This is a genomic window from Streptomyces sp. M92, assembly GCF_028473745.1.
Taxonomy (GTDB): Bacteria; Actinomycetota; Actinomycetes; order Streptomycetales; family Streptomycetaceae; genus Streptomyces.
The window spans coordinates 314,711-338,309 of sequence record NZ_CP101137.1; the positions used below are offsets into that span (position 1 = coordinate 314,711).

At 71.2% G+C, this 23,599-nt stretch carries 20 protein-coding genes; 4 read left to right on the top strand and 16 right to left on the bottom strand.

Annotated features, from left to right (window positions below; all coding sequences use genetic code 11):
- The first annotated feature begins 36 nt into the window (after window positions 1-36).
- Together M6G08_RS01445 and M6G08_RS01450 are read left to right on the top strand one after the other, a co-directional pair.
- Window positions 37-837 carry a DsbA family protein gene (locus M6G08_RS01445; RefSeq protein WP_272585367.1) on the top strand — a complete coding sequence of 267 codons (801 nt, stop codon included), beginning with the start codon at window positions 37-39 and terminating at the stop codon, window positions 835-837.
- A gap of 103 nt (window positions 838-940) precedes the next feature.
- Window positions 941-2,626, top strand: a complete 1,686-nt coding sequence (locus M6G08_RS01450) for an alkaline phosphatase D family protein (protein ID WP_272585368.1) — start codon at window positions 941-943, stop codon at window positions 2,624-2,626.
- Here the strand turns inward: M6G08_RS01450 and M6G08_RS01455 are convergent.
- Window positions 2,611-3,264 (bottom strand): dienelactone hydrolase family protein, encoded by a 654-nt coding sequence (locus M6G08_RS01455; RefSeq protein ID WP_272591223.1) that lies wholly within the window; start codon window positions 3,262-3,264, stop codon window positions 2,611-2,613. The genes M6G08_RS01450 and M6G08_RS01455 overlap by 16 nt on opposite strands.
- Window positions 3,265-3,324: 60 nt before the next feature.
- On the opposite strand from M6G08_RS01455, the gene M6G08_RS01460 reads away from it, so the two are divergent.
- Entirely contained in the window at window positions 3,325-4,449 is a 1,125-nt protein-coding gene (locus M6G08_RS01460; protein WP_272585369.1) for a mechanosensitive ion channel family protein, read from the top strand.
- Between the two features lie 375 nt (window positions 4,450-4,824).
- Here the strand turns inward: M6G08_RS01460 and M6G08_RS01465 are convergent, their stop codons facing one another.
- From M6G08_RS01465 to M6G08_RS01485, 5 genes are all read right to left on the bottom strand, one after another.
- Entirely contained in the window at window positions 4,825-6,411 is a 1,587-nt protein-coding gene (locus M6G08_RS01465; protein ID WP_272585370.1) for a Na+/H+ antiporter, read from the bottom strand.
- A gap of 87 nt (window positions 6,412-6,498) precedes the next feature.
- Window positions 6,499-6,981 carry a GNAT family N-acetyltransferase gene (locus tag M6G08_RS01470; protein WP_272585371.1) on the bottom strand — a complete coding sequence of 161 codons (483 nt, stop codon included), beginning with the start codon at window positions 6,979-6,981 and terminating at the stop codon, window positions 6,499-6,501.
- Window positions 6,978-7,922, bottom strand: coding sequence for an RluA family pseudouridine synthase (locus M6G08_RS01475; protein WP_272585372.1), 945 nt, complete (start codon window positions 7,920-7,922; stop codon window positions 6,978-6,980). The genes M6G08_RS01470 and M6G08_RS01475 overlap by 4 nt, the downstream gene beginning before the upstream one ends.
- Before the next feature lie 44 nt (window positions 7,923-7,966).
- Window positions 7,967-8,563, bottom strand: coding sequence for a signal peptidase II (gene lspA, locus M6G08_RS01480; protein ID WP_073721930.1), 597 nt, complete (start codon window positions 8,561-8,563; stop codon window positions 7,967-7,969).
- 100 nt (window positions 8,564-8,663) lie between these two features.
- Complete coding sequence (locus M6G08_RS01485; protein WP_272585373.1) at window positions 8,664-9,407, bottom strand: TraR/DksA family transcriptional regulator; 744 nt, start codon at window positions 9,405-9,407, stop codon at window positions 8,664-8,666.
- A gap of 560 nt (window positions 9,408-9,967) precedes the next feature.
- On the opposite strand from M6G08_RS01485, the gene ileS reads away from it, so the two are divergent.
- Window positions 9,968-13,123, top strand: a complete 3,156-nt coding sequence (gene ileS / locus M6G08_RS01490) for an isoleucine--tRNA ligase (protein WP_272585374.1) — start codon at window positions 9,968-9,970, stop codon at window positions 13,121-13,123.
- A gap of 370 nt (window positions 13,124-13,493) precedes the next feature.
- Here the strand turns inward: ileS and divIVA are convergent, their stop codons facing one another.
- The 10 genes from divIVA to murD form a co-directional block, all read right to left on the bottom strand.
- Window positions 13,494-14,678 (bottom strand): apical growth/hyphal branching protein DivIVA, encoded by a 1,185-nt coding sequence (divIVA, locus tag M6G08_RS01495; protein WP_272585375.1) that lies wholly within the window; start codon window positions 14,676-14,678, stop codon window positions 13,494-13,496.
- A 55-nt stretch (window positions 14,679-14,733) separates the two neighbouring features.
- Window positions 14,734-15,018 carry a YggT family protein gene (locus M6G08_RS01500; RefSeq protein ID WP_019328007.1) on the bottom strand — a complete coding sequence of 95 codons (285 nt, stop codon included), beginning with the start codon at window positions 15,016-15,018 and terminating at the stop codon, window positions 14,734-14,736.
- Window positions 15,019-15,098: 80 nt separating this feature from the next.
- The gene (locus tag M6G08_RS01505) at window positions 15,099-15,740 is read right to left on the bottom strand and encodes a cell division protein SepF (RefSeq protein WP_272585377.1); all 642 of its coding nucleotides are present in this window, start codon (window positions 15,738-15,740) and stop codon (window positions 15,099-15,101) included.
- 129 nt (window positions 15,741-15,869) lie between these two features.
- Entirely contained in the window at window positions 15,870-16,589 is a 720-nt protein-coding gene (locus M6G08_RS01510) for a YggS family pyridoxal phosphate-dependent enzyme (RefSeq protein WP_272585378.1), read from the bottom strand.
- Window positions 16,590-16,595: 6 nt separating this feature from the next.
- Window positions 16,596-17,324 carry a peptidoglycan editing factor PgeF gene (gene pgeF, locus M6G08_RS01515; protein WP_272585379.1) on the bottom strand — a complete coding sequence of 243 codons (729 nt, stop codon included), beginning with the start codon at window positions 17,322-17,324 and terminating at the stop codon, window positions 16,596-16,598.
- Window positions 17,321-18,529, bottom strand: coding sequence for a cell division protein FtsZ (gene ftsZ / locus M6G08_RS01520; protein ID WP_100044151.1), 1,209 nt, complete (start codon window positions 18,527-18,529; stop codon window positions 17,321-17,323). Before ftsZ ends, pgeF begins: the two co-directional genes overlap by 4 nt.
- Before the next feature lie 287 nt (window positions 18,530-18,816).
- On the bottom strand, window positions 18,817-19,611 hold the full coding sequence (gene ftsQ, locus M6G08_RS01525; protein ID WP_272585380.1) for a cell division protein FtsQ: 795 nt from the start codon (window positions 19,609-19,611) through the stop codon (window positions 18,817-18,819).
- 25 nt (window positions 19,612-19,636) lie between these two features.
- On the bottom strand, window positions 19,637-20,731 hold the full coding sequence (gene murG, locus M6G08_RS01530) for an undecaprenyldiphospho-muramoylpentapeptide beta-N-acetylglucosaminyltransferase (protein ID WP_272585381.1): 1,095 nt from the start codon (window positions 20,729-20,731) through the stop codon (window positions 19,637-19,639).
- Between the two features lie 6 nt (window positions 20,732-20,737).
- Window positions 20,738-22,108 (bottom strand): putative lipid II flippase FtsW, encoded by a 1,371-nt coding sequence (ftsW, locus tag M6G08_RS01535; protein WP_272585382.1) that lies wholly within the window; start codon window positions 22,106-22,108, stop codon window positions 20,738-20,740.
- Window positions 22,109-22,184: 76 nt separating this feature from the next.
- On the bottom strand, window positions 22,185-23,591 hold the full coding sequence (gene murD / locus M6G08_RS01540; protein ID WP_272591224.1) for a UDP-N-acetylmuramoyl-L-alanine--D-glutamate ligase: 1,407 nt from the start codon (window positions 23,589-23,591) through the stop codon (window positions 22,185-22,187).
- Window positions 23,592-23,599: the final 8 nt, after the last annotated feature.

Here is a 23,599-nt window from a genome sequence, read left to right on the forward strand (position 1 = left end):
CACACCCGTGTGCGCGTCCCCGGAGAGAACACCACCATGAGCAAGCGGAACAGTCAGGCGGCGAAGTCGGCGGCCCGTGAGCGGCTGCGTCTGGAGCGCGAGCGCCAGGCCAAGCGCGACAAGGTCAAGCGGCAGGTCGTCGTGGCCTGCTCGATCGTCGGCGTGCTGGCGATAGCCGGCGGCATCAGCTACGCCGTCGTCCAGAGCAACCAGCCCTCGAAGTGGGAGAAGGCCGCCGACGCCGAGGTGGTGGCCCCCGCCAACACCTCCGGCAAGAACGGCACGACGGTCACCCTCGGCGAGTCCAAGAGCGACCACGTCGTCCACCTCTACGAGGACCCGCGCTGCCCGGGCTGCGCCAACTTCGAGCAGACCATCGGCGAGGCCGTCAACAAGGGCATGGAGGACGGCACCTACAAGCTCTCCTTCACCATCGGCACCTTCCTCGACGGCAACCTCGGCGGCGAGGGCTCCAAGAACGCCCTCAGCGCCCTCGGCGCCGCGCTGAACGTCTCCCCCGAGGCGTTCATCGACTACAAGACCGCGCTGTACTCCGCCGAGTACCACCCGTCGGAGTCGACCGACGAGTTCGCCAAGGACGACTACCTGATCAAGGTCGCCGACTCGGTCGACGCCCTGAAGAACAACAAGAAGTTCCAGGACGCCGTGGAGAAGGGCACCTACGACGCCTGGGCGATGAAGATGAGCGACGCCTTCCAGAAGGCCGAGGACGTCCAGTCGACCCCGACCGTCAAGATCAACGACAAGGTGATCGAGACGCCGGGCACGGACGCCGAGTGGCAGAAGGCGCTCAAGGACGCGGGCGTCACCAAGTAGGCAGCGTCAAGCGGCGGGCCCCAGCCGTACGCACGTCGACGAGCGGGCGAACTTTTGCGAGTTCGCCCGCTCGGGCGCATACCGATCAGTAACCTGATCGTCCGTGACCAGTCGACACAGATCATCCGCGACCCCCGTCCCGTCGTCCACCGCACGCACGGGCACCCGCACCCCGAGCCGCCGTACGGTCGTCAAGGCCGCGGCGGCCGGCGCCGTTCTGGCGGCCCCGCTCGCCGCCGCCCCGCCCGCCGGTGCCGCCGGCGCCGCCCCCGCCTTCCTGCACGGCGTCGCCTCCGGCGACCCGCTGCCCGACGGCGTCCTGCTGTGGACCAGGGTGACCCCGGTCCCCGGGGCCGTGCCGGGCTCCGGAACCGGCCCGGACACCGAGGTGAGCTGGGTCGTCGCCGAGGACAAGGACTTCACGAACGTCGTCGCCAAGGGCTCGGTCACCGCGACCGCCGCCTCCGACCACACCGTGAAGGCCGACGTCCGGGGCCTGGCGCCCGCCACGGACTACTGGTTCCGCTTCTCCGCCGGCCCCACCGACTCCCCCGCCGCCCGAACCCGCACCGCCCCCGCGGCCGGCGCCGCGGTGCCGGGCCTGCGCTTCGGCGTGGTCTCCTGCGCCAACTGGGAGGCCGGCCACTTCTCCTCGTACCGCCATCTCGCGGCCCGCGGCGACCTGGACGCCTGGCTGCACCTGGGCGACTACATCTACGAGTACGGCACCGGCGAGTACGGCACCCGCGACACCGTCGTACGGCCGCACGCGCCCGCCCACGAGATCCTGTCGCTCGCCGACTACCGCGTCCGGCACGGCCGTTACAAGACCGACCCCGACCTCCAGGCGCTGCACGCCGCCGCGCCGGTCGTGGCGATATGGGACGACCACGAGATCGCCAACGACACCTGGTCGGGCGGCGCCGAGAACCACACGGAGGGCGCCGAGGGGGCCTGGGCGGCGCGCCGGGCCGCCGCCAAGCAGGCCTACTTCGAGTGGATGCCGGTCCGTCCCGCGATCGCCGGGACCACCTACCGCAAGCTGCGCTTCGGCAAGCTGGCCGACCTGTCGCTGCTGGACCTGCGCTCCTTCCGCTCCCAGCAGGTGGCGCTGGGCAACGGGGAGGTCGACGACCCGGACCGCAGCATCACCGGCCGGGCCCAGATGGACTGGCTGAAGTCCTCACTGGCCGCCTCGGACACCACCTGGCGGCTGGTCGGCAACCCGGTGATGATCTCGCCGTTCGCCATCGGCTCGATCCCCGCCTGGCTGCTGAAGCCGCTGGCCGAGCTGCTGGGGCTGCCCAAGGAGGGCCTGGCCCTCAACACCGACCAGTGGGACGGCTACACCGACGACCGCCGCGAGCTGCTGGCCCACCTGCGCGCGAACGCCGTCCGCAACACGGTCTTCCTGACCGGCGACATCCACATGTCCTGGGCCAACGACGTGCCGCACAACGCCGCCACGTACCCGCTGTCCGCCTCGGCCGCCACGGAGTTCGTCGTCACCTCGGTGACCTCCGACAACCTCGACGACATCGTGAAGGTCCCCGAGGGCACCGTCTCGGCGATCGCGGCGCCGGTGATCCGGGCCGCCAACCGGCACGTGCACTGGGTCGACACCGACCGGCACGGCTACGGCGTGCTGGACATCACGGCGGAGCGGGCGCAGATGGACTACTACGTCGTCTCCGACCGCACCGACCCGGACGCGACGTCGAAGTGGGCCCGTTCGTACCGCACGCGCAGCGGCACGCAGCGGGTGGAGCGGGTCTACTCGCCCGTCTGAGCCCCGGTCTCCGCCCCGGTCTCCTGGAGCGAGTCGAGGAAGCCGAGCGCCACCCGCCAGGTGGCCTCGGCGGCCTCCGCGTCGTAGTCCGGCAGCTCGGGGTCGGTGTAGAGGTGGCCTGCTCCGGCGTATCTGTGCACCTCGACGTCGGCGCCGATGCGGCCCATCTGGAGATACCAGGCGCTGAGCCAGTCGTCGGTCTCGAAGGCGTCCGGCTCGGCGACGTGCAGCTGGACCGGCAGCTCGTCGACCGAGGCGTTGGGCGCGATGTCCGACGTGCCGTGCAGCAGGAGCAGGCCGCGCGCCCGGTGGTCGCCGAGGGCGAGGGTCTGGGCGATGGAGGCGCCGAGCGAGAAGCCCGCGTACACCAGTCCCCGCTCCGAATAGGGCGCCGCGGCCAGCACCGCGCGCTTGAGCAGCTCCTCCCGGCCGATCCCGTCCTGGTGGGCCATGCCCTCCTCGACCGTGTCAAAGGTACGGCCCTCGAAGAGGTCCGGGGTCCAGACCTGGTGCCCGGCGTCGCGCAGCCGGTCGGCGGCCTGCCGCACCGCGGGCCTGGGGCCGAGGGTCGAGTGAAAGAGCACGATGTTCATGAGGCCATGGTGCCAGCCGGGTGTGACAACGCGATCGGCGGCGATGCCCGGGGCGGGACGGAAGTCACAGGTTCACCGCACCCCGGGTCCGGTTACGTTCGAGGGATGGAGACGATACTCCGCCCGCTGACCGTGGTCGGCGGCTCGATCCTGCTGACCCTCGTCATCGGATGGGCCACCGACCTGCTGCTGCGCAAGGCCGACGCGCGGCATCCCGAGACGCCCCTGTGGGAGCTGCTGCGTCGTGCCCGCATCCCCTACCAGGTCATGTTGTGCGCCGCGCTGCTGAGAGGGTCGTACGTCGAGGCACAGGTGTTCCCGGAGCACCGGTCGGCGGTCGGCCGGGTGCTGACGCTGCTGCTGATCGGTTCGGTGGCCTGGCTGGTGACCCGCATCGCCTCCGCGGTCGTCGAGACGTCGTACTCCCGCTACGCCCACGCGCACGCCCAGCGCAACCCCGCCCGGGTGCGGCGGGTGCGGACCCAGGTGTCGCTGATCATGCGGGTGGTCACGGCGGTCGTCGGTGTGGTCGCCGTGTCGGCGATGCTGCTGACGTTCCCGGCGATGCGCGCGGCGGGTGCCTCGCTGCTGGCCTCGGCGGGCATCCTCGGCATCGTCGCCGGTGTCGCCGCCCAGTCCACGCTCAGCAACATGTTCGCCGGGTTCCAGATCGCCTTCGGCGACATGGTGCGCATGGGCGACACCGTGGTGGTGGACGGCGAGTGGGGCACCGTCGAGGAGATCACCCTCACGTTCCTGACCGTGCGGACCTGGGACGAGCGCCGGATCACGATGCCGGTGTCGTACTTCACGTCCAAGCCGTTCGAGAACTGGTCACGCGGCACCCCGCAGATGACCGGGACCGTCTACTGGCACCTGGACCACACGGCGCCCCTCGACGCGATGCGCGAGCGGCTGCGCGACATCCTGCGCGAGTGCTCCGCCTGGGACGGCCGCGACTACAACCTGACCGTCACCGACACCACGCCGAACACCATGCAGGTGCGGGCCCTGGCGACCGCGAAGGACGCGGACGACATCTGGACGGTGCGGGTCACGGTGCGCGAGGGGATGATCCGCTGGCTGGCCGACGAGCACCCGTACGCGCTGCCCCGCGTCAACACGGCCGACGCGGCCCTGCGCCCGTCCGCCGACGGCGTCCACCGCCCCCGCCGCTCCCCCGACGGCAGCCCCCGCCGCTTCCCGGAACAGCCGGCGAAGAGCCTGTGAACCCCGGCCCGGAGCGACGGGCCGCACCCAGTCCGACGGGCCATGCCGGACCGACGGGCCACATCCGGACCGACAGAACGCACCGAACCGACTGGCCACACCGGGCCCACGGGCCACACCCGGGCCGGACCGAACGAGCCCCGGACCGACGGACCGCAGCGGACCGACGGGCCACACCCGGACCGGGCGGGACGATCCCCGGCCCGACGGACCGGGCCATGTCCAGCCCGGCGACACGGTCACCGGCCCGGCCCGCGCCGCCCAAGGGCACAGGATCTACGGGCCCCGACACCACTGCCGCCCGGTCGCACGCCGCCTCCACCGCCCATCCCTCCCGCCCGGCGCCCGCTGCGCCGCCGCGCGTAAGGACCGGCCTCACCTCATGCTGCGCACGTCCAAGTGGCGCAGTACCCGGTCGACGATCTCCGGGTCCGCGCCGGGTTCGCTGCGGGCGGCCAGCACCTCGTGGCGGGCCGCGCTCAGCATCTCGCCGTGGATGCGGCGGATCCGCTTCACCCGGCGGGCCCGCTGCTCCTGGGCCTCGCGCCGCTCCTCGTCGCCGACGCCGGGGCTGATCCGCAGCCCGATGTCGAAGGCGCGCCGCAGCATCTGCTCGGACAGTTCCTCCGGCAGTTCCTCGACCGACTCGATCTCCCTGAGCCGCCGCTTGGCCGCCTTGGCCGCCCGGACGGCCAGTTCCTTCTCGTACCGCTCCTCCCGTTCGGTGTCCGCGCGCACTCCGAGGCGGCTCACCAGCCACGGCAGCGTCAGGCCCTGCAGCAGCAGCGTGACCATGATCACGCCGAAGGCGATGAAGACGATCTCCTCGCGGTGCGGGAAGGCGGACCCGTCCTCCGTCTCCAGCGGGATCGCGAGCGCCAGCGCGACCGAGGCGACGCCGCGCATCCCCGACCACCACATGACGACCGTCTCCCGCCAGGAGGTGGGGATGTCCTCGTCCTGGTCCCGCCGTCGGTGCAGCCGCTGGGTCAGCCAGGTGGCCGGCAGCAGCCACAGCAGCCGTACGAGGATCACCACGCCCACGACGGCCGCGGACCAGCCGAGCAGCTCGGTCCAGCGTCCGGAGGCCGTGCGGATGGCGTTGTGCAGTTCCAGGCCGACGAGTCCGAAGGCGACGCCGGTGACGAGCGTGTCGACGACGTCCCAGACGGTGTGCCCGGCGAGCCGGGTCATCACGTCGTCGGCGTCGAAGGCGTACTCGGCGAGGAACATCGCGGTGATGAGCACCGCCAGCACCCCGGAGCCGTGCAGTTCCTCGGCCAGTACGTACGCCACGTAGGGCACCAGCAGCGTCATGCCGATCTGCAGCGTGGCGTCGCCCAGCACGCTCATCAGCTTGTTGGTGACCCAGCCCAGCGCGAGGCCGACCGCGACGGCGACGACGGCGGACAGCACCAGGTCGAGCCCGGCCCGCCACGGCGAGAAGGTGCCGCCGACCGCGGCGGCGATGGCGACGTGGTAGAGGACGATGGCCGTCACGTCGTTGAACAGCCCCTCGCCCTCCAGGATGGACACCAGGCGGCGCGGCAGCCCCAGTTGACCGGCGACGGCGGTGGCCGCGACCGGGTCCGGCGGCGCCACCAGTGCCCCCAGCGCGAAGGCGGCGGCGATGGGCAGGCCCGGCACGATCGCGTGGGCGACCGCGGCGACGCAGGCCATGGTGACGAAGACCAGCGCCACGGCGAGCAGGAAGATCGGCCGCTTGTTGGCCGCGAACTGCCGCCAGGACGTGCGCCGTACGGCCGCGTAGAGGAGCGGCGGCAGCAGCGCGGGCAGGATCAGCTCGGGCGGGATGTCGACGTTGGGCACGAAGTCGAGCAGCGCCAGGACGATGCCGAGGACCGTCATCAGCACCGGCGCCGGCAGTCCGAGGCGGGCGCCGAGCGGGACGCTCAGCAAGGCCCCGAGCAGCAGCACGAACAGCAGGCCCAACTGATCCACGGTCACCGCTCCGGTGGGGTCTCGGCGTCACACGGCGGACCAAGCCTGTCACGTCACGGGCCCCACCAGCCCGTACGGCACTTCCTGCTACAGGGCGCGCCGCATCGCGCGGTGGGGTATCCCGGCGTCGGGGAACTCGGGTCCGTACGCCTCGTACCCCAGTCGCTCGTAGAAACCCAGGGCGTGGGTCTGCGCGTGCAGGTCCACCGCGGTGAGTCCGCGCGCGCGTGCCGCCTCCTCGACGGCCCGCACCAGGGCGGCCCCGACGCCCAGTCCGCGTGCGTCCCGGGTCACCGCGAGCCGGCCCAGGGAGCCCACGGCCGCCTCGCCGCCGGTCTTCGCCGCGGCCGCCTCGCCGTGCAGCAGCCGGCCGGTGCCCAGCGGTACGCCGTCCGCCCGCACCGCGAGGACGTGCACGGCGACGGCGTCGTACGCGTCGTACTCGATGTCCTCGGGGACCTGCTGCTCGGCGACGAAGACCTCCTTGCGCACGGCGAAGCACATCTCGAGGTCGGCGGGGTCCTCGGCGGCGCGTATCCCGTACGACGGCGGCCGCGACGGCGCGGTCATGCGTAGGTCTCCTCGCGGACCCGGTCCAGGGCCTGCTGGAGGTCCTCGGGGTAGTCGCTGGCGAACTCGGCCCAGTCACCGGTGCCGGGGTGCTCGAAGCCGAGGCGTACGGCGTGCAGCCACTGGCGGGTCAGCCGCAGGCGCTTGGCGAGGGTCGGGTCGGCGCCGTAGGTCAGGTCGCCGACGCAGGGGTGGCGGTGGGCGGCCATGTGGACGCGGATCTGGTGGGTGCGGCCGGTCTCCAGCTTCACGTCGAGCAGCGAGGCGGCGCGGAAGGCCTCGATCAGGTCGTAGTGCGTGACGGAGGGCTTGCCCTCGGCGGTGACGGCCCACTTGTAGTCGTGCTGGGGGTGGCGGCCGATGGGGGCGTCGATGGTGCCGCTGGTCGGGTCGGGGTGGCCCTGCACGAGCGTGTGGTACCGCTTGTCGACCGTGCGCTCCTTGAACTGGCGCTTGAGCGAGGTGTACGCCCGCTCCGACTTGGCGACCACCATCAGCCCGGAGGTGCCCACGTCGAGGCGGTGCACGATGCCCTGGCGCTCGGCGGCGCCGGAGGTGGAGATGCGGTAGCCGGCGGCGGCGAGTCCGCCGATGACGGTCGGACCGCTCCAGCCCGGCGACGGGTGGGCGGCGACGCCGACCGGCTTGACGATGACGACCACGTCCTCGTCGTCGTGCACGATCTCCATGCCCTCGACGGGCTCGGCGACCACCTGGACCGGCGCGGGCGCCTGCGGCATCTCGACCTCGAGCCAGGCGCCGCCGTGGACGCGCTCGGACTTGCCGACCACCGATCCGTCGACCTGCACCTTGCCCGTCGCGGCGAGCTCCGCGGCCTTGGTACGGGAGAAGCCGAACATGCGGGAGATGGCGGCGTCGACGCGCTCGCCCTCCAGGCCGTCGGGCACGGGCAGGGTACGGATCTCGGGAATCGTGCTCACCCCGTCGAGTATGCCGGACGGGTCGGACACTCCCGAACGCGCGCTCAGTCCTTGTGGACGGTCCCGTCCGGATCCAGTCCCCGGAAGGACAGGATCACGATCAGGATGCCGCCGCACACGATCGCCGAGTCGGCGAGGTTGAAGACGGCGAAGTGCTTGGGTGCGATGAAGTCCACCACCGCCCCCTCGAAGACGCCGGGCGAGCGGAAGATCCGGTCGGTGAGGTTGCCGAGCGCGCCGCCGAGCAGCATGCCGAGCGCGATCGCCCACGGCAGGCTGTAGAGCTTGCGGGCGAGGCGGGCGATCACGACGATCACGATCGCCGCGATCACCGTGAAGATCACGGTGAAGGCCTCGCCGAAGCCGAACGCCGCGCCCGCGTTGCGGATCGCGACGAACCGCAGCCAGTCTCCGAAGATCTCGATCGGCTCCTGGTGCTCCAGCTCGGCGACCACGATCATCTTGCTGACCAGGTCGAGGAGGTACGCGAACGCGGCTACCGCGAACAGCACGGCGATCCGCCGCTTGCCCCGGGGACGCTCCGGGGCCGCCTGCTCCTGTTCGGCATCGGGCCGCTCCTGTCCGTCCCCCGCCGCGTCCGGGGTGTCCGGCGTACCGATGATGCGCTCCGCCTCTGCCACGTGAGTCCCTCAGCCTAGGTACCTGACTGAGGACGAGGGTACGGCACGCCCCGGCTCCCGGCTGCGGCTCAGTACCCGCTTGCGCCCGATCAGGACCCGGTCAGTACCGCCGCTCCTGCTTCTGCTTGCACTCGACGCACAGGGTCGCCCTCGGGAAGGCCTGCATACGCGCCTTGCCGATGGGGTTGCCGCAGTTCTCGCACAGGCCGTAGGTGCCCGCGTCCAGGCGTTCCAGGGCGCGCTCGGTCTGGGTGAGCACCTCCCGCGCGGTGGCCGCCAGCGCCAGTTCGTGCTCGCGCGTGATGTTCTTGCTGCCGGTGTCCGCCTCGTCGTCGCCCGCGCCGTCGCCGGAGTCCCGCATCATGCCCTGGAGCGAGCGCTCGGAGGAGTCGATCTCGGTGCGCAGCCGGTCGGCCTCGGACTGGAGCTCTCCGCGCGCCTCCTCGACCTCTTCCGGGGTCCAGGGTTCCTCGCCGGGACGTACCGCGAGGTCGCCGGGGTCGGCGGCGGCGCCGCGCGCCTTGGGAACGGCGGTCTTGGCCGCCGTGGCCGTGCCAGGAGTCTTCTTCGCAACCACCGTCGTGGCTCCCGTCTGCTCCGCGGCCTGCGCCGCGCCCACCTTCTCGGACGTGCTCTTCTTCGCCGCGGTCTTCTTCGCCGCGCTCTTCTTCGCCGCGCTCTTCGTGCTCTTCTCGGCGGCGGTCTTCTTGGCCGTACTCTTCTTGGCCGTCGTCTTCTTGGCCGTCGTCTTCTTGGCGGCTGCCTTCTTGGCCGTCGTCTCCTTGGCGGCGGTCGTCTCCGCAGCCGTCTCCGGCTGCTCCTGGGCGGTCTTCTTCGCCACCATGGCCGCGGCCCCTTCACATATTGTGATCTTGCTCGCGAATCGTGCTGGGACGATAAATCGACTCGGGCCCCGCGGCAACGGGGCACGCCGCCCGATTCGCCCGCCCACCGCGCGCCGCGCGGCGAGCATGCATGCGTTGTGCCCAGCTCCCCGCCGGGTAATCCGCCGGACGGGAGCCCGGCCGGGCCCGCCGGGAGCCGGACGCCCGGCGGCGGCATTCGGGTCACCGCCCTCCGTGCGAAAACCGGTCGGCCGCTGTCCGCGGGGCGCCGTACACTGGGCGGAGCGAAAAGCTTGGATGGGGACGAGTAGCGGCGTAGGCAGCCCAGAGCGACCCGGGGGCGGTGTGAGCCCGGGGGCGAGCGCGACGTGAAGATCACCCCGGAGCCGCCGGAAGAAAGCCCTGGCAGGAGCGTCAGGGCAAGTAGAACCGGCTCGCGACCCCAATGAGGGGGTCGGCCGGCGCACACGACGCACCGGACGGCCAAGGAGGGTGGTACCGCGGGAGCACGGCTCTCGTCCCTCCGACGGAAGGCAGCACGTCCGCCGGAGGAAGCTCGTTGAATACGCAGCCGCAGTACCGCCAGGTGCCCGCCCAGGTCGACCTGCCCGCGCTCGAACACGCGGTGCTCGACTTCTGGCGCGAGCAGAAGATCTTCGCCAAGAGCCTGGAGCAGTCCGAGGGCCGTCCCGAGTGGGTGTTCTACGAGGGCCCGCCCACCGCCAACGGCATGCCCGGCGCCCACCACATCGAAGCGCGCGTCTTCAAGGACGTCTTCCCCCGCTTCCGCACCATGCGCGGCTACCACGTGGGCCGCAAGGCCGGCTGGGACTGCCACGGCCTCCCGGTCGAGCTGGCGGTGGAGAAGGAGCTGGGCTTCTCCGGCAAGCAGGACATCGAGGCGTACGGCATCGCCGAGTTCAACGCCAAGTGCCGCGAGTCGGTGACCCGCCACACGGACGCCTTCGAAGAGCTCACGACCCGCATGGGCTACTGGGCCGACCTGCAGAACCCGTACCGGACGATGGACCCTGAGTACATCGAGTCCGTCTGGTGGTCGCTGAAGACGATCTTCGACAAGGGCCTGCTGGTCCAGGACCACCGCGTCGCCCCCTGGTGCCCCCGCTGCGGCACCGGCCTGTCCGACCACGAGCTGGCCCAGGGCTACGAGACGGTCGTCGACCCGTCCGTCTACGTCCGCTTCCCGCTCACCTCCGGCCCGCTCGCCGGCGAGGCCGCGCTGCTGATCTGGACGACCACGCCCTGGACGCTGGTCTCCAACACGGCGGTGGCCGCCCACCCCGAGGTGACCTACGTCGTCGCGACGAAGGGCCCAGAAGGCACGGAGAAGCTGGTCGTCGCCGAGCCGCTGGTGGAGAAGGCCCTCGGCGAGGGCTGGGAGACCACCGGCCAGTCCTTCACCGGCGCCGAGATGGAGCGCTGGACGTACCAGCGCCCCTTCGAGCTGGTCGAGTTCCCCGAGCCCGCCCACTACGTGGTGAACGCCGACTACGTCACCACCGAGGACGGCACCGGTCTGGTCCACCAGTCCCCCGCCTTCGGTGAGGACGACCTCAAGGTCTGCCGCTCCTACGGCCTGCCCGTGGTCAACCCGGTCCGCCCGGACGGCACCTTCGAGGAGGGCCTGCCTTTGGTCGGCGGCGTCTTCTTCAAGAAGGCCGACGAGCAGCTCACCGAGGACCTGGACGCCCGGGGCCTGCTCTTCAAGCACATCCCGTACGAGCACAGCTACCCGCACTGCTGGCGCTGCCACACCGCGCTGCTGTACTACGCGCAGCCGTCCTGGTACATCCGCACCACGGAGATCAAGGACCGCCTCCTGGCGGAGAACGAGGGCACCAACTGGTTCCCGGACTCGGTCAAGCACGGCCGGTACGGCGACTGGCTCAACAACAACATCGACTGGGCGCTCTCCCGCAACCGCTACTGGGGCACCCCCCTGCCGATCTGGCGCTGCGAGGACGACCACCTCACCTGCGTCGGCTCCCGCGCGGAGCTCACCGAGCTGTCCGGCACCGACCAGTCGGAGCTGGACCCGCACCGTCCGTTCATCGACGACGTCACCTTCACCTGCACCCACGAGGGCTGCTCCCTCGAAGCGGTGCGCGTGCCGGAGGTCATCGACGCCTGGTACGACTCGGGCTCGATGCCGTTCGCGCAGTGGGGCTACCCGTACAAGAACAAGGAGCTGTTCGAGGCCCGCTACCCGGCGCAGTTCATCTGCGAGGCCATCGACCAGACGCGCGGCTGGTTCTACACGCTGATGGCGGTCGGCACCCTGGTCTTCGACAAGTCCTCGTACGAGAACGTGGTCTGCCTCGGTCACATCCTCGCCGAGGACGGCCGCAAGATGTCCAAGCACCTGGGCAACATCCTGCAGCCGATCCCGCTGATGGACCAGCACGGCGCCGACGCGGTCCGCTGGTTCATGGCGGCCGGCGGTTCCCCGTGGGCGGCCCGTCGCGTCGGCCACGGCACCATCCAGGAGGTCGTCCGCAAGACGCTCCTCACCTACTGGAACACGGTCGCCTTCCAGGCCCTGTACGCCCGCACCACGGGCTGGGCGCCGAGCGAGGCCGACCCGGCCCCGGCCGACCGCCCGGTGCTGGACCGCTGGCTGCTGTCCGAGCTGCACGCGCTGACCGACCAGGTCACCCAGGCGCTGGACGCGTACGACACCCAGCGCGCCGGCAAGCTGCTGTCCGCGTTCGTCGACGACCTGTCCAACTGGTACGTCCGCCGCTCGCGCCGCCGCTTCTGGCAGGGCGACAAGGCCGCGCTGCGCACGCTGCACGAGGTCGTCGAGACGGTCACCAAGCTGATGGCCCCGTTGACCCCCTTCATCACCGAGCGGGTCTGGCAGGACCTGGTCGTGCCGGTCACCCCGGGCGCGCCGGAGTCGGTGCACCTGTCGTCGTGGCCGGAGGCCGACCTGTCGGCCATCGACCCCGAACTGTCCAAGCAGATGGTGCTGGTGCGCCGCCTGGTCGAGCTGGGCCGCGCCACGCGCGCCGAGTCGGGCGTCAAGACCCGTCAGCCGCTCAGCCGCGCGCTGATCGGCGTGACCGGCTTCGACGCCCTCTCCCCCGAGCTGCGCACGCAGATCACGGAGGAGCTGAACGTCGAGTCCCTCGCGTCGCTGAGCGAGGTCGGCGGCTCCTTGGTCGACACCACCGCGAAGGCCAACTTCCGGGCGCTGGGCAAGCGGTTCGGCAAGCGGGTCCAGGACGTGGCCAGGGCGGTCGCGGGCGCGGACGCCGCCGCGTTGTCCCTCGCGCTGCGCGAGGGCACGGCGTCGGTGGAGGTCGACGGCGAGACGATCACCCTCGCTCCGGACGAGGTGATCATCACGGAGACGCCGCGCGAGGGCTGGTCGGTCGCCTCCGACTCGGGCGCGACGGTGGCGCTGGACCTGGAGATCACGGAGGAGCTGCGCCGGGCGGGTCTCGCGCGGGACGCGATCCGGCTGATCCAGGAGGCCCGCAAGAACAGCGGGCTGGACGTCGCGGACCGGATCGCGCTGCGGTGGACGGCCACGGACGAGGCGACGGCCACCGCGCTGACCGAGCACGCGGGTCTGATCTCCGACGAGGTCCTCGCGACGGACTTCGCGCGGGGTGAGGCGGACGACGCGTACGGGGAGCCGTTCACGGACGAGGGGCTGTCCCTGACGTTCCGGCTGCGCAAGCAGTAGCCGAGCAGCGCGAGGGCCCGCTTCCCCGGACGGGGAGGCGGGCCCTCGCGCGTAGCTGCGGGCAGTCGTGCCTCCCCCAGTGCCTGAACGGCCTGGGAGGTACCCCCAGGGCGACGGGGTCCCCCCCTGCTCGAGCGAAGCCGAGAGCGGGGAGGGTGGGCAGTGCGGGCACCTCCCGCTCACGGGGCCCCTCCCGCGCGGACGAAGCCGAGCGTGGGGGAGAAGCCGAGAGTGGGGGAGGCACCCCGCAGCGCCGGGCCACGCCCCCTCGCCCAGCGCCAACAGCCCCGCACCGCACACAAGGGCGGGCCCCGGGTCAGAAACCCGGGGCCCGCCCTGAACGCTGCCGAAGGCTACGCCGTACTACAGATCAGTTGTCGTCCTCGTCGATCAGGAACCCGCGCATCGGCGAGGGCGCCTGTCCCATCGGCGACGGCCCCTGCGGACGCACCGGCGCCATCGGCTGGGTCATCGCCGGCGACATCTGCTGCTGGCCGCCGTAGGACGGACCGTTCTGGCTCGGACCGCTGCCCATCGACTGGTTGCCGCCGTAGGACGGGGCACTCGCGCCGGCCGGTGCCATCGAGGGCGCCGGGGACGGCGGAAGCGAGGCCGTCGCGGGCGTACGCGGCGGGGCGAGCGAGTCGTCCGCCTGGGTCTCCAGCTGACGCAGCTGCGACTCCAGGTACGACTTCAGTCGCGTCCGGTACTCGCGCTCGAAGCCGCGCAGGTCCTCGACCTTGCGCTCCAGCGTGGCGCGGGCGGACTCCAGGGAGCCCATCGCGACGCGGTGCTTCTCCTGCGCGTCCCGCTCCAGGGCGTCCGCCTTGGCACGGGCGTCCCGCTCCAGACCCTCGGCACGCGAACGCGCCTCGCCGACGATCTTGTTGGCCTCGGAGCGGGCCTCGGCGATCGCCTGGTCGGCGGTCTGCTGGGCCAACGAGAGGACACGCGCGGCGCTGTCGCCGCCGGGGCCGCCCTGACCGGGCATGCCGCCGGGACCGCCGGGACCCTGCGGACCGCCCATGGGGCCGCCCATCGGGCCGGGGCCCATCTGGCCCTGCATCGGACCGGGGCCGCCCTGGCCCATCGGTCCCGGACCCTGACCCATCGGGCCGGGGCCCTGCGGGCCACCCTGACCGCCGGGACCGGCAGGCAGCTGCGGGGCACCGCTCGGCAGCTGGGGCGGACCACCCATGGGGCCACCCATCTGCTGCTGCGGCGGGCCCGATATGCCGGCGGGCACCGGAGCGCCGGGACCTCGCATGCCCTGCTGGGGCATTCCGCCCTGCTGCGGCGGGCCCTGCTGCTGCTGATGTTGCTGCTGCTGATCCTGCGGCGGTTCCGGTGGCTTGCGCATGTTCTGCTGGTTCTGCGCGGCCGCGCGCGTCGCCGCGGCCAGTTTGGCGCGCAGGTCCTCGTTCTCGCGGAGCAGTCGGGTCAGTTCGGCTTCGACCTCGTCGAGGAAGGCATCGACCTCGTCCTCGTCATAGCCTTCTCGGAGGCGGACGGTCGTGAACTGCTTGTTCCGCACGTCCTCGGGGGTCAACGGCATCTCTTCACCTCAACGTTGTCGTCGGCATTCGGCAAGCCCGTGTCTCTCTCATCGCTCACAGCCGGCTCACGATCGCGATCAGGATGTAGACGATGATCATCAGTACGAAGAAGGACAGGTCGAGCGCCACGCCCCCGAGACGCAGCGGCGGAATGAACCGCCGCAGAAGCTTCAGCGGTGGATCGGTGACAGTGTAGGTGGCCTCCAGAACGACCACCATCGCCTTGCCGGGTTGCCACGAGCGGGCGAACTGGAAGACGTAGTCCATGACCAACCGGAAGATGAGCACGATGAGGAAGCACATCAGCGCGATGTAGACGACATCCAGGACCACGCTCATGACCCTTGCTTCCCTCTCCCCTGAACCATCCCTCGGGCCCGTTCTCGGACCCGTGTCTTGCTCACTGCCGGTGTTGCGTCTCAGCTCTGGTTGAAGAACCCGCCCTCTGCGATGCGGGCCTTGTCCTCCGCCGTGACATCGACGTTAGCAGGAGACAGCAGGAACACCTTCTGCGTCACCCGCTCGATACTGCCGTGAAGACCAAACACCAAACCGGCCGCAAAGTCGACAAGTCGCTTCGCATCTGTGTCATCCATCTCAGTGAGATTCATGATCACCGGCGTGCCCTCACGGAAGTGTTCCCCGATGGTACGGGCCTCGTTGTAGGTCCGGGGGTGAAGTGTGGTGATCCGGTAGGGCTCTCGTTCGGACACGACCTTGGGCATGATGACCGGTGCGCTCTTTTCCAGGCTTGCGCGTTCTTGTGTGATGGATGCCACGGGCGCGATACGCGCCGGGCGGCCCGATTCCGCCCCGGGCGAAGCGGATCGGGAGACCGGCTCGCGCGGCGCGGGCGGCTGGACGACTCGTACCTCTTCGTCCCTTTGGGGCTGATGTGAACCGTGCGGCTGGTGCGCCGGCTCGTGCCGCCGGTGGTCCCGCTCGGGCTCCGGGTCCAGTTCGGGTTCGAAGTCGTCGTCGGGGTCGAACCCCCGGCCGTCGTACCCATCGTCCTCCACGAGGCCGAGGTAGACCGCCATCTTGCGCATCGCGCCGGCCATGCTCTGAGTCCTCCGCTCTGTGGTGGATCGGCTGACGACTGCCAAGTGCCCGCCATCCACGAGGTCGTTGCGTCCGCCTTTCAGCGGTAATGACCATATTTTCTGCTGTGGTCCGACTTCTTGGCGACGTTACCCGAGCCTGGGGCGGACTCCGAGTACCGCAGTGCCGACGCGTACATGTGTCGCTCCGGCGGCCACGGCCTGTTCGAGATCCGCACTCATCCCTGCGGAGACCATGTTCGCAGCCGGATGGGCTCGGCGCACGCAGGTCGACAAATCCATGAGGCGCTCGAACGCCGCCTGTTGGCGCCCCGCGTACTCCCCGGTGAGCGGCGCCACCGTCATCAGCCCGTCCAGGCGCAGTCCGTCGGCCCCGGCGACGAGGTCGGCCAACTCTTCGATTCCTTCGGGCGACACACCACCGCGATCACCGCGCGCGCCCTCCTCTGCGTCGAGGGCGACCTGAAGCAGGCACCCCACCTCGCGCCCGGCCCGCACGGCCTCCTTCGACAGAGCTGTGACGAGCTTGGGACGGTCGACGGACTGCACGACATCCGCGTAACCGACCACCGAACGCACCTTGTTGGTCTGCAACTGACCCACGAAATGCCACGAAAGGGGCAGGTCCGAGCACGCGGCGGCCTTGGGCGCGGCGTCCTGGTCGCGATTCTCGGCGACGTGGCGCACGCCGAGGTCCGCCAGGGCGCGCACGTCGTCGGCGGGGTAGGTCTTGGTGACCACGATGAGGGTCACCTCGTCGCGGGGGCGGCCCGCGGCCGCACAGGCGGCGGCGATGCGCTCCTCCACTTTCGCCAGATTTCCGGCGAGTTCGTGCTTACGGTCCGTCATGCCCCATCAGTCCAGCCAGACATAGCCCGCGAGCCGCCCGGTGGTGCGGTCGCGTCGGTACGAGAAGTGGTCCTTCGACTCCAGCGTGCACACCGGCGACTGCGCCCGGTCGTGCACCCCGAGGCGTGCGAGCTGCGCGTGCACCCCGGCGCTCACATCGACCGCCGGTGTGCCCCAGCTCGTCTCGGCGTGCGCCGCCGGTTCGGCGGCGGCGACCTCGGCGCGCATCCGCTCGGGTACCTCGTAGCACCGGCCGCACACGGCGGGTCCGGTGCGGGCGATGATGCGGGCGGGGTCGGCGCCGAGTCCGGTCATGGCGCGTACGGCGGCGGGTACGACCCCGGCGACCAGGCCGGGCCGGCCCGCGTGGGCCGCGGCGGCGACGCCGGCGACCGGGTCGGCCAGCAGGACGGGCACGCAGTCGGCGGTGAGGACGGCGAGGGCGAGGCCGCGTTCGGCGGTGACGATCGCGTCGACCCGCGGAACGGGCGCGTCCCCCCAGGGGCCGTCGACCACGGCGACGTCGGCGCCGTGGACCTGGTTCATCCAGACCACCCGGGCCGGGTCGGCGCCCAGTGACTTGGCCGCCAGCTCCCGGTTGGCCATGACGGCGGCGGGGTCGTCACCGACCGCGCCGCCGAGGTTGAGCTCCTCGTACGGAACGGCGCTCACTCCGCCCCACCGGTCGGTGAAGCCGAAGTGCGCGCCGTTCACAGTGTCGCGCTGTCCTATCACTTCAGGAAGTCCGGCACGTCCAGTTCCTCGGCCGCACTGTCCGAGTAGGTGCGGGACGGCGGGACCGGCGGCGGGGCGACCTGCGGCAGGTCGCTCACCGGCTCCGGCGCGGGGGCCGGCTCCGGCTCCTCCTTCGGCTTGACGCTGCCGAGCGAACCGAAGGACGGACGGCTCTCGGGCTGCCGCACCGGGGTGGGTTCCTCGCGCTTGGCCGAGGAGGAGGCGCCGAGGACGTTGTCCCGCTGCTTGGACGGCGGCTGGCCCCCGTCGAAACCGGCCGCGATCACGGTGACCCGGACCTCGTCGCCGAGGGCGTCGTCGATGACCGCGCCGAAGATGATGTTGGCCTCGGGGTGGGCGGCCTCGCTGACCAGCTGGGCGGCCTCGTTGATCTCGAACAGGCCGAGGTCGGAGCCGCCGGAGATGGAGAGCAGCACGCCTCGGGCGCCGTCGATGGACGCCTCGAGCAGCGGGGAGGAGATCGCCATCTCGGCGGCGGCCACCGCGCGGTCGTCGCCGCGGGCCGAGCCGATGCCCATGAGGGCCGAACCGGCCTCGGACATGACGGACTTCACGTCGGCGAAGTCCAGGTTGATCAGGCCGGGCGTGGTGATCAGGTCGGTGATGCCCTGCACACCGGACAGCAGCACCTGGTCGGCGGACTTGAACGCGTCGAGCACGCTGACCTGCCGGTCCGAGATGGACAGCAGCCGGTCGTTGGGGATGACGATGAGGGTGTCGACCTCTTCGCGGAGCTCGGCGATGCCGTCCTCGGCCTGGTTGGCCCGGCGCCTTCCCTCGAAGGTGAACGGGCGGGTGACCACGCCGATGGTGAGGGCGCCGAGCGAGCGGGCGATGTTGGCCACGACGGGCGCGCCGCCGGTGCCGGTGCCGCCGCCTTCACCGGCTGTCACGAAGACCATGTCGGCCCCCTTGAGGACCTCCTCGATCTCCTCGCGGTGGTCCTCGGCGGCCTTGCGGCCGACGGCCGGGTTGGCTCCGGCGCCGAGTCCGCGGGTGAGTTCGCGGCCGACGTCGAGCTTGACGTCGGCGTCGCTCATCAACAGCGCCTGCGCGTCGGTGTTGATGGCGATGAACTCGACGCCCTTGAGACCGACCTCGATCATCCGGTTGATGGCATTGACACCACCGCCGCCGACACCGATGACTTTGATGACTGCGAGGTAGTTCTGCGGTGCTGCCACGTCGAAGGCCTCTCGCCTCGAGTTACGTGTCGCCGGCCGCCGAAGCACTGATGCCCCCGCGACCCGACGACTGATGCCGATTGGGACGGTCCGTAGTGCCGACCCGAACCCTAACGCTGAAGTTTAGGGTTACCAGTGTGTCTGTTCCTTGGAGTCTTCTGAACAGGACACTAAGTCGACAAGTGGCGCGCGTTCAACGAACACGCCGAACCTCCCGTTTTTCTTTTCACCCTATGTGATCAGCCGTAGCGCTGCCCAACCAGGGTGCTGGCCTGCACGTATACCCGTCAACTCCCTGATGACGCGGGCGCGGTGGGAACGCTCACGTCGAAGTGCCGCGCGCCGGGGGTCGCTTTCATCAGCGCGGTGAGCGCCCGGGCCTTCCGCTCGCCCTGCTCTCCGCTGCCCCAGGCCACCGTGCGGTCACCGCTCAACTTCAGCGAGATGGCGTCGTAGGAACGGACCTTGACGGTCCGTACGTCCTTGGCGACCGCGTCCGGAAGGCGGCCGGCCACCCCTACCGCCGCGCGCACCAGGCGGTCCTCGTCGAAGCGGCGCAGACTCGCCGCGGCGTTGCCGGAACGGGCGAGGTCCAATTCCAGCTCGGGCACGCCTTTCGGGGCGCGGGAAACCGTGGCGAAACGGACGCCTTCATCGTCCACTTCCACGTACTTTCCGCCCTTTTGGACAATGAGAACCGGGGTACGCTCCGTCACTTTCAGCTCGATTCCGTGCGGCCAGGAACGCTCTACGCGGACTTCGTCGATGCGGGGCAATGCCCGGGCGAGCCGCGCCTCGATCGCCGCGGTGTCGACGGCGACGAGCGGGTCCCCGATCGGCACGTCGGCGGCCGCACGCACCTGCCCGGGCGTCAGAACACGGGCGCCGGAGACCGACACGCGTTCCACGCGCGTCCAGTCCGAACCGTAGAGCAGCCAGACGGTGCCGCCCGCGAGAAGCACCAGGACGACGGCCGCGACGACGACCGTGCGAAGGCGCGGCGGGCGCAGCCACCGGGCCCGGGGCGGGCCGGACGACTCCTGCTGGCGTTCACCGCGTTCGGCGGTGGTCGGTCCGGCCACGCTCCCTGCCCTCCGTCAGACGTGTCTAGCGGTGTGCACGGGCGGCGATCGCCTCGTACACCATGCCGACGAGCAGGTCGTCGGCGTCCCGGCGGCCGAACTCGGCGGCGGCGCGGGACATCTCGTACAGCCTGTGCGGGTCGGCGAGCACGGGCAGGACTTCGTGCTGCACCCACTCGGGGGTGAGGTCCGCGTCGTCGACCAGCAGACCGCCGCCGGCCTTGACCACCGGCTGGGCGTTGAGCCGCTGTTCGCCGTTGCCGATGGGCAGCGGGACGTAGGCGGCCGGGAGTCCGACGGCGGAGAGTTCGGCGACGGTCATCGCGCCCGCGCGGCAGAGCATCATGTCGGCCGCGGCGTACGCGAGGTCCATCCGGTCCAGGTAACTTACCGGGATGTACGGGGGCATCCCCGGCATCTGCTGGACCTGCGGCAGTTCGTTCTTGGGGCCGACCGCGTGCAGGATCTGGATGCCGGCCTGCTGGAGCCGGGGCGCGACCTGCTGGATCACCTCGTTGAGGCGGCGGGCGCCCTGCGAGCCGCCGGTGACCAGCAGCGTGGGCAGGTTGGGGTCGAGCCCGAACATCGCGCGGGCCTCGGGGCGGGCGGCGGCCCGGTCGAGGGTGGCGATGGAGCGGCGCAGCGGGATGCCGATGTAGCGGGAGTTGCGCAGCTTGCTGTCCGGCGTGGACACGGCGACCTGGGCCGCGTACCGCGAACCGATCTTGTTGGCCAGACCGGGGCGGGCGTTGGCCTCGTGGACGACGATCGGCACGCCGAGCCGCTTGGCCGCGAGGTAGCCGGGCAGGGCCACGTAGCCGCCGAAACCGACGACGGCGTCCGCCTTGGTGCGCTCCAGGATCTGCTCGGTCGCCTTGATGGTGCCGCGCAGCCGGCCCGGGACGGTGATCAGCTCGGGGGTGGGCTTGCGTGGCAGCGGTACGGCCGGGATCAGCGCCAGTTCGTACCCGCGCTCGGGTACGAGGCGGGTCTCGAGACCGCGTTCCGTGCCCAGGGCCGTGATGCCCACGGTCGGATCCTGCCTGCGCAGGGCGTCCGCGAGGGCGAGCGCGGGCTCGATGTGGCCCGCGGTTCCTCCGCCGGCGAGTACGACATGCACCGAAATTCACCGCTCTCCGGACGAGCGCGCCTTCGAGGCACGCCGTCGCATCGTGTTCCAACTCCGGGGGTTCCGCTTGGACCCGGGACCCCTGGCTCCCCGCTTTCTACCAAAGCGAGGTTGCCGCAGCGCAAGCGCCGCCCGCGCACCGGGTTCGTCACGCGCGAAGGCGATCAGCAGACCGATGGCGAACATGGTCGGCAGCAGGGCGGAACCGCCGTAGGAGAACAGCGGGAGCGGAACACCGGCGATCGGGAGCAGCCCGAGGACCGCACCGATGTTGATCACGGCTTGGGCCGTGATCCAGGTGGTCACGCCTCCCGCGGCATACCTCACGAACGGGTCTTCCGTGCGTCCGGCCACGCGGATACCCGCATAGCCTAGAGCCGCGAAGAGGGCGAGCACCGACAGCGTCCCCGCCAGGCCCAGCTCCTCACCGGTGACGGCGAAGATGAAGTCCGTGTGTGCTTCGGGGAGTTGACCCCATTTCTCCACACTGGCACCGAGCCCGGATCCGAACAGTCCGCCCGAGGCGAGGGCGTAGATGCCGTGCACCGCCTGCCAGCAGGCGTCGCCGGGGCCGGGGTCGGTGGCGCCGAGACAGCCCAGCCGGGCCATGCGGTTGGGGCTGGTCTTGATGAGGATGAAGCCGAGCAGCACGGCGATCGACAGCACACCGGCGAACAGCCGGGTGGGCGCGCCCGCCAGCCACAGCAGGCCGAAGAGGATCGCGGTCAGGATGATCGCCGTGCCCATGTCGCCGCCGATCATGATCAGCCCGAGCAGCATGAACGCGGCCGGCACCAGCGGCACCAGCATGTGTTTCCACTGGGTCAGCAGCTTCTTGTCCTGCTTGCGGGCGAGCAGGTCCGCGCCCCACAGCACCAGGGCGAGCTTGCCGAACTCGCTGGGCTGGATCTGGAAGGAGCCGCCGAGCGCGATCCAGTTCTGGTTGCCGTTGACCGCGACTCCTATCCCGGGGATCTGCACCAGGATCATCAGGACGACGGCACCGGCGAGGATCGGGTAGGCCAGCGCCCGGTGCAGCTTCACCGGCATCTTCATCGCGGCCACCAGCAGCCCGGCGCCGATCAGGGCGGCCAGGGCCTGCTTGCGGAAGAAGTACGACCCCGGCAGCGAGAGCTGGAGCGCGGTGATCTGGGACGCCGAGTAGACCATGATCAGACCGAGCACGGTGATCAGCGCGCCGGCGCCGGAGATCAGGTAGTAGGCGGTCAGCGGCCGGTCCCAGGCGCGGCGCAGGCGTCGGTGGGCGCGGAGCACGGGGTTGTCGCGCGGCGGCTTCGGCGCGGGAGGCCGTCCGGTGGCCCGCTGCACGGGCGGACGCCCGGTACGGCTCTGAGGACTACCGGGCATCGCGGCCTCCGCTGTACGTCGGCATGGACCGTCCCACGCGTCCTCCCGAGATCACCCGGCGCAGGAGGCGGCCGGGTCAGGCGCCGAGTTCGCGAACGGCCTGTGCGAACGCGTCGCCGCGCTTGTTGTAGTTGGTGAACATGTCCATGGAGGCACAGGCCGGGGCCAGCAGCACCGTGTCGCCGGGCCGGGCGAGTCGCCGGGCCTCCTGGACGGCCTGGAGCATCGCACCAGTGTCGGTCCGGTCGAGGTCGACCACGGGTACCTCGGGGGCGTGTCGCGCCAGGGCTTCGCGGATCAGCGCGCGGTCGGCGCCGATGAGTACGGCGCCGCGCAGCCGCTTCGCCGCACCCGCGACCAGCTCGTCGAAGGTGGCGCCCTTGGCCAGTCCGCCCGCGATCCAGACGATCGACTCGTAGGCGGCCAGGGACGCCTCGGTGGCGTGGGTGTTGGTGGCCTTGGAGTCGTCCACGTACGCCACGCCGTCGACGTCGGCGACGTGCGCGATGCGGTGGGCGTCGGGGGTGAAGGCGCGCAGCCCGTCCCGTACGGCCGCGGCGGGGACGCCGAAGGCGCGGGCGAGGGCGGCGGCGGCGAGGGCGTTGGCGATGTTGTGCGGGGCCGGCGGGTTGACGTCGGAGACCTCGGCGAGCTCCTGGGCGTTCTTGTGCCGGTTCTCGACGAAGGCGCGGTCGACCAGGATGCCGTCCACGACGCCGAGTTGGGAGGGCGCCGGGGAGCCGAGGGTGAAGCCGATCGCCCGGCAGCCCTCCTCGACGTCGGCCTCGCGGACCAGGTCCTCGGTGGCCTTGTCGGCGACGTTGTAGACGCAGGCGACGCGATTGCCCTCGTAGACACGGCCCTTGTCGGCGGCGTACGCCTCCATGGAGCCGTGCCAGTCGAGGTGGTCGGGGGCGAGGTTGAGGACGGCGGCCGAGTGGGCGCGCGGGGAGGGCGCCCAGTGGAGCTGGTAGCTGGACAGCTCCACCGCGAGGACGTCGTACTGCTCGTCGCCGGTGACCGCGTCCAGCAGGGAGACGCCGATGTTGCCGACGGCGGCGGTGCGCAGACCGGCCGCCTTCAGGATCGACGCGAGCATCTGGACGGTGGTGGTCTTGCCGTTGGTGCCGGTGACCGCGAGCCAGGGCGCGGAGTCGGGGCCGCGCAGGCGCCAGGCCAGTTCGACGTCGCCCCAGACCGGGACGCCGGCCTGTCCGGCCGCCGTGAACAGCGGCTTGGTGGGCTTCCAGCCGGGGGCGGTGACGATCAGCTCGGTGCCGTCGGGCAGCGTGTCCCCGTCGCCGAGGCGCACGGTGATGCCGAGCGCCTCCAACTCGGCCGCCTGCGCCCGCGCGCGCTCGTCCGCGCCGTCGTTGACGACGGTCACGCGCGCGCCGAGGCCGTGCAGGGCCTTGGCCGCCGGAACACCGGAGACGCCGAGTCCGGCGACGGTGACGTGCTTGCCCTGGAATTCGAAAGGCACCGAGGAGT